At 74.0% G+C, this 6,147-nt stretch carries 5 protein-coding genes; 3 read left to right on the forward strand and 2 right to left on the reverse strand.

Annotated elements, in window-relative coordinates:
- Positions 1–309: 309 nt before the first annotated feature.
- Positions 310–894: a CGNR zinc finger domain-containing protein gene (locus ABT122_RS32960; protein WP_351559770.1), complete on the reverse strand. Its 585-nt coding sequence runs from the start codon at positions 892–894 to the stop codon at positions 310–312.
- A gap of 56 nt (positions 895–950) precedes the next feature.
- Here ABT122_RS32960 and ABT122_RS32965 point away from each other — a divergent pair, with 56 nt between their 5' ends.
- Complete coding sequence (locus ABT122_RS32965) at positions 951–2,132, forward strand: MFS transporter (protein ID WP_351559772.1); 1,182 nt, start codon at positions 951–953, stop codon at positions 2,130–2,132.
- A gap of 70 nt (positions 2,133–2,202) precedes the next feature.
- On the opposite strand, the gene ABT122_RS32970 is transcribed toward ABT122_RS32965, so the two are convergent.
- Complete coding sequence (locus ABT122_RS32970; protein WP_351559774.1) at positions 2,203–2,661, reverse strand: carboxymuconolactone decarboxylase family protein; 459 nt, start codon at positions 2,659–2,661, stop codon at positions 2,203–2,205.
- Between the two features lie 129 nt (positions 2,662–2,790).
- On the opposite strand from ABT122_RS32970, the gene ABT122_RS32975 reads away from it, so the two are divergent.
- On the forward strand, positions 2,791–3,576 hold the full coding sequence (locus ABT122_RS32975) for a hypothetical protein (protein WP_351559776.1): 786 nt from the start codon (positions 2,791–2,793) through the stop codon (positions 3,574–3,576).
- A 159-nt stretch (positions 3,577–3,735) separates the two neighbouring features.
- Entirely contained in the window at positions 3,736–5,955 is a 2,220-nt protein-coding gene (locus ABT122_RS32980; RefSeq protein WP_351559778.1) for an NADP-dependent isocitrate dehydrogenase, read from the forward strand.
- Positions 5,956–6,147 lie beyond the last annotated feature (192 nt).

The raw sequence follows: 6,147 nt of genomic DNA on the forward strand, positions 1-6,147 counted from the left end.
ACACTCTTCCCCTCCCCGACGCTCTTCCGATCTGTGCGGGCCCGGGTCGGGGGCCGGCCCCCGAACCCCCGCTCCTCAAACGCCGGAGGGGCTGGATTTCGTGCCTCAGCCCGCTGGAGGGGCCGGGGGTGTGCGGCTGAAACGCCGGAGGGGCCGGGTGGTGCGGCTCAGCCACGGGTCGGGTGGTGCGGCTCAGGTGGCGGAGGGGCAGGTGGTGCGGCTCAGGTGGCGGAGAGGGGTGAGAGGGTGCCGCTCACGCTGCGGAGGGGGCGGGTGGTGCGGGGCAATCCGGGGGAGAGGCGGGCCGGGTCAGGGGGAGCGGTGGGCGCGGCGGTGGGCCGCGACGCGTTCGCGGGTCGCGCAGCGGCGCGAGCAGTAGCGGCGCCCCGGCCCACCCCCCTGAACCAGAAACACATTCCCGCAGGCCGCCGCCGCACACACCCCACCGGGCCCCCGCTGCCGATCCCACACCAGCACCATCAGCGCCAGACACGAGGAAGCGAGCATCCACTCCCCCCAGGGCGCGTCGTCGTCGCCGTCCAGATGGGGGTGCCAGGGGGACGCGCCCCGGTGCGAGGTCAGGCGGAGGCGCCCGGCGCTCCGGGGCAGCAGGTCGTTGAGGCGGGCGGCGGCCTCATCCACCCCGTCGGCCGCGAAGACCTCGCGGAGCCGCACGGCGGCCTCCCGCATCTCCGCGACATCCCGTTCGGCCGGCTCGGGAGCCCCCGCCTCCCCGTGCTCGCGCAGCACCCGCGCCAGCGCGGCGGGGGACGGCGGACCGGTCTCGGCGGTCAGCACATTGATCAGGGCCGCGGTGCGCCGGGCCACGGCGGAGACCGAGTGCCGGGCGGACCACGCGCTGTCCGGGGCCGGAGGATCCGAAGGAGCTGCCATGAGGCGAATGTAACGCATCTGGCGCATATTTGAGTTACCTGAGTAACGTCCTGGAGATGGGAAAGCGTTACGGCCTGTGGAGCTACACAGCGGGAGCCACCGCCGCCCGCACCGGCGACGAGATGGCGGGCCCGGCCCTTCTCCTGGCGGGAGCCGCCCTCACGGGATCGGCCGCACCGGCCTCGGCGCTGCTCGCCGGGATGACGGCCGCCGCCGCGGTGGGCGGCCCGCTCATCGGCGTACTGCTCGACAGATCCCCGGCCCCGGGCCGGCTGCTCGCCTCGGCCCTCGCCGGGTACGCGCTGGCGCTGGGCGCCGTCCTGCTCTGCCTCGGCCGCGCCCCGCTGGAAGCGGCCGTCCTCGTCGCCGTCGCCGCGGGCCTCCTCGCCCCCGCCCCGGCCGGCGGCTGGACCGCCCGGCTCCCGGACGTGGTCCCCCCGGCCGCCCTCCCCCGCGCCAACGCCCTCGACGCCCTCACCTTCAACGCCGCGAGCCTGGCGGGCCCGGCCCTCGCCGGAGTCCTCGCCCAGCTCGCGGGAGCGCGTGCGGGGGTGGCGGCGGCCGTCGCCCTGATCTGTCTGGCGCTCCCCTCCGCCCTCCGCCTCCCGCGCGGGGCCGCACCGGTCCCGGGCCACCCGGCGCGGGACCCCCGCCCGCCGGGGCTCCCGCGCGAGGTGGCGGCCGGGTTCCGGGCCATCGTGCGGAGCCGCCCCCTCGCCCGTGCCACGGCGGCCTCCACCGTGTCCTGCGCCGCCGAGGGCATCTTCGTCGCCTGCACCCCGCTGCTCGGGGAGCGGGTGCTCGGCGGCGCCGGGCCCGGAGTGCTGCTGCTCTCCGGGGTGGCCGCGGTGGCCCTGGCCGCCAACGCGCTGCTCGCCCGCCGGCCCGCCCTGCTGCCCCCGGACACCGCCGTCGCGCTCTGCCCCCTGCTGCTCGCCGCCGCGATGGCACTCGCCGCGACGGGCGCCCCGCTCCCGCTGCTCGCGGCGGTCGTCCTCGCGGGTCTGGGCGAGGGACCGCAGCTCACCGCGGTGTTCGCGATCCGGCACCGGGAGGCGCCCGATCACCTGCGCGCCCAGATCTTCACCACCGGCGCGAGCCTCAAGCTCACCGGCTTCGCCGCCGGCGCGGCCATCGCGGGGCCGCTGGCACAGCGGTCGCCGGCCGGCGCGCTGCTCACCGCCGCGGGCGTCCAGCTGCTCGCGGCCCTCTGCGCCGCCCTCCGGCCCCGCCGATGACCCCCGGACCCGGGGCCTTCCGTGTGGACCCGACCCCGCTCACTGATCCAGCCCGATCCACACGAAAGACCTACCAGCTCCCGCCCGCCGGCTGCCGGGTCGTCACATTGATCCGGTTGAAGAAGTTGGTCAGGCTGATCATCAGGACGAGCGACGCGATCTGCTTCTCGTCGTAGTGGTCGGCCACCTCGTCCCAGACATCGTCCGGCACCGCGTCCGACTGGTCGCTCAGCCGGGTCATGGACTCCGCCAGCCGCAGCGCGGCCCGCTCCGCTTCGGTGAAGAAGGGGGTGTCGCGCCAGGCGGCCACCGCGTTCAGCCGCTCATCGGTCTCGCCGTCCTTCTTCGCCAGCGGATACGCCCCGACCAGGCAGTAGCTGCATCCGTTGATCTGGCTGGCCCGCTGGTGGACCAGGTGCAGGGTGAGCGGCTCGACCCCGCCCTCCTCCTTCGCCGCCCTGATCGCCTCCAGGATCGCCGGGTAGACGGTGGGGAAGACCAGTGCCGGGTTCTTCATGCGTGCTGTCACAGCGTTCTCCTGTTAGAGCCGTTCGATGATCGCTTCCACTTCTCTGACGTTTCCCGGCGGGAGAATGTGACAGCGCGCGCCGGCGACTTCCGACCGCCGGCGCCGATCCGACCGGGGAAGGCCGCGCCCATGCACGCTCTCGAACTCTTCACCGCCGCGCTGAACGGGGACGACGGCCGGCTCCGCGCCCTCGCCGGACCCACCGGTCTGCTGTGTGCCGTCCCCGCGCTGTCGAGCGTCCTCCTGGTGGAGAACACCGCCGGCGAAACCCAGCGCGCCACCCTCGCCCTCGCCGGTCCGAACGGCGGGGGGATGGTCCGCACCGTGCCGCTGCCCCGCTCCTTCCCGGTGCGCGCCCTCGCCGAGGAGGGCGGGGAGTACGTCCTGACCGGCCCCGGCGGCCGTACCGTGCGCGGCACCCCGGACCAGTTCGCCCGGCATGTCAGGCTGATCGGCCCGGAGCACGACCCCGCGTACGAGAGCCACCGCGAGGAGGCGTTCCTCGCCACCCACCTCCTGCCGGTCGGCGGCCGCCGCGCGCCCGGTCTCGACGGCGGCGGGGAGGCCACGGTCACCGCGGCCGGCCAGGAGCTGTCGGTGGGCTTCGACAGCGCGGGACCGGAGAAGGCCGCCGCCCTGATGCCCCACCTCCGCTCGCTGCTGGACTCCTTCGACGGCGTCCGGCGCGCGGGGACCGCCTTTCTGTGGGAGTGGGGCGCCGACGGCACGGAGTCCGCCGGGGAGCGGGCCCGCTTCCTCGCCGGGACCGTCCCCACCAGCCTGGTCCTCCTCCGCTCGGGCGGCTTCGAGCTGCACTACGAGGACCTCGGCGAGGACGCCTTCCCGGAGGGCCACTGGCCCGCCGTCCGCTTTCTGGCCGACCGGACCCCCGTGGACGTCGTCGTCGAGTCCTGAGCCCCCGGCCCCTCGTCCTGCCCGGGGGCTCCCGCCGCGCCGCCGGACCCGTCGCACGGCCCGGCTCCACCGCCCGGGAGGGAGGGCCCTTTCGAGAGGGACCCGCACACGGGATATCTTGATGTCGAGCAATGTTGCAGACGTGGAGCGGAGCACCCGGTGACTGACTCGACCATCATCTATACGCACACCGACGAGGCCCCAGCCCTGGCCACGCACTCGTTCCTGCCCGTGGTCGAGGCCTACGCCTCGACCGCCGGGATCAGGGTCGAGAGCCGTGACATCTCCCTCTCGGGGCGGATCATCGCGAGCTTCCCCGAGCGTCTCGAGGAGAGCCGGCGCATCGACGACGCGCTCGCCGAGCTGGGCGAGCTGGCCAAGACCCCCGGCGCCAACATCATCAAGCTGCCGAACATCTCGGCGTCCATCCCGCAGCTCAAGGCGGCCATCGCCGAGCTCCAGGAGCAGGGCTACGCGCTCCCGGACTACCCGGACGACCCGAAGACCGACGAGGACCGCGACGTCCGCGCCCGCTACGACAAGGTCAAGGGCAGCGCCGTCAACCCGGTGCTGCGCGAGGGCAACTCCGACCGCCGCGCCCCCGCCTCGGTCAAGAACTACGCCCGGAACCACCCGCACCGCATGGGCGCCTGGACCCCCGAGTCCAGGACGAACGTCGCGCACATGACCGCCGACGACTTCCGCTCCACCGAGAAGTCCGCGGTCGTCGCCGAGGCCGGCACCCTCCGGATCGAGCTGGCCGGGGACGACGGCAGCACCACCGTGCTGCGCGAGTCGGTACCGGTCCTCGCGGGCGAGGTCGTCGACGCCTCCGTCATGCGGGTCGCGGTGCTGCGCGAGTTCCTGGCCGCGCAGGTCGCCCGCGCCAAGGCCGAGGGCGTGCTCTTCTCCGTCCACCTCAAGGCCACCATGATGAAGGTCTCCGACCCGATCATCTTCGGCCATGTGGTGCGCGTCTTCTTCCCGAAGACCTTCGCCGAGCACGGCGAGGCGCTCGCCGCGGCCGGACTGAGCCCCAACGACGGGCTCGGCGGCATCCTCAAGGGCCTCGACTCGCTCGCCGACGGCGCCGCGATCAAGGCGTCCTTCGAGGCCGAGCTGGCCGACGGCCCCGCGCTCGCGATGGTCGACTCGGACAAGGGCATCACCAACCTCCACGTCCCCAGCGATGTCATCGTCGACGCCTCCATGCCGGCCATGATCCGCACCTCCGGCCACATGTGGGGCCCGGACGGCCAGGAGGCCGACACCCTCGCCGTCATCCCCGACAGCAGCTACGCCGGGATCTACCAGGCCGTCATCGACGACTGCCGGGCGAACGGCGCGTACGACCCCGCCACGATGGGCTCGGTGCCCAACGTCGGTCTGATGGCCCAGAAGGCCGAGGAGTACGGCAGCCACGACAAGACCTTCGAGATCCCCGCCACGGGCACCGTGCGGGTCCTCGACGGCGCGGGCGAGGCCGTGCTGGAGCACGCCGTGAGCGCCGGCGACATCTGGCGCATGTGCCAGACCAAGGACGCCCCGATCAAGGACTGGGTCAAGCTCGCGGTCACCCGCGCCCGCGCGACCGGTGTCCCGGCGGTCTTCTGGCTGGACGAGACCCGCGCGCACGACGCGAGCCTCATCGGCAAGGTCCGGGCCAACCTGCCCGAGCACGACACCGAGGGCCTCCAGATCGAGATCAGGAACCCGGTCGACGCGATCACCTTCTCCCTGGAGCGGATTCGCCGCGGCGAGGACACCATCTCCGTCACCGGCAATGTGCTCCGTGACTACCTCACGGACCTGTTCCCGATCCTGGAGCTGGGCACCAGCGCCAAGATGCTCTCCGTCGTGCCGCTGATGAACGGTGGCGGACTCTTCGAGACCGGTGCCGGCGGCTCCGCGCCCAAGCACGTCCAGCAGCTCGTCAAGGAGAACTACCTGCGCTGGGACAGCCTGGGCGAGTTCCTCGCCCTCGCGGTCAGCTTCGAGCACCTCGCGCAGACCACCGGCAACGCCCGCGCCCAGGTCCTCGCGGACACCCTCGACCGCGCGACGGCGACCTTCCTCAACGAGGACAAGTCGCCCAGCCGCCGCCTCGGTGGCATCGACAACCGCGGCAGCCACTTCTACCTCGCGCTGTACTGGGCGCAGGAGCTGGCGAAGCAGACCGGCGACGCGCAGCTCGCGGAGGCGTTCGCGCCGCTCGCCAAGACGCTCGCCGAGCAGGAGGAGACCATCGTGGCCGAGCTGATCGCGGTCCAGGGCTCCCCGGTCGACATCGGCGGCTACTACCGGCCGGACGCCGCCAAGGCGTCCGCGGCCATGCGCCCGTCCGCCGCGTTCAACCAGGCGCTGTCGATCCTCGGCTAGGGAGTTCCCCCCGGCGCGTCCCGGCACGATCCGAAAGAGACTGCCCGGATCCCGGGAACCCGGCGCGCCAACGCCGTGCGCCGCGCCCCGGCCGGAGTTCCCTCCGCCCCCGGGGGGGGGGCGGGGGGGCCCCCCCGCCCGCCCCCCCCCCGCCCCCCCCCCGGGGTGGGGGGCGCACGCCCCCCGGGGCAA

The organism is Streptomyces sp. NPDC001985 (assembly GCF_040296845.1).
Classification (GTDB): Bacteria; Actinomycetota; Actinomycetes; order Streptomycetales; family Streptomycetaceae; genus Streptomyces.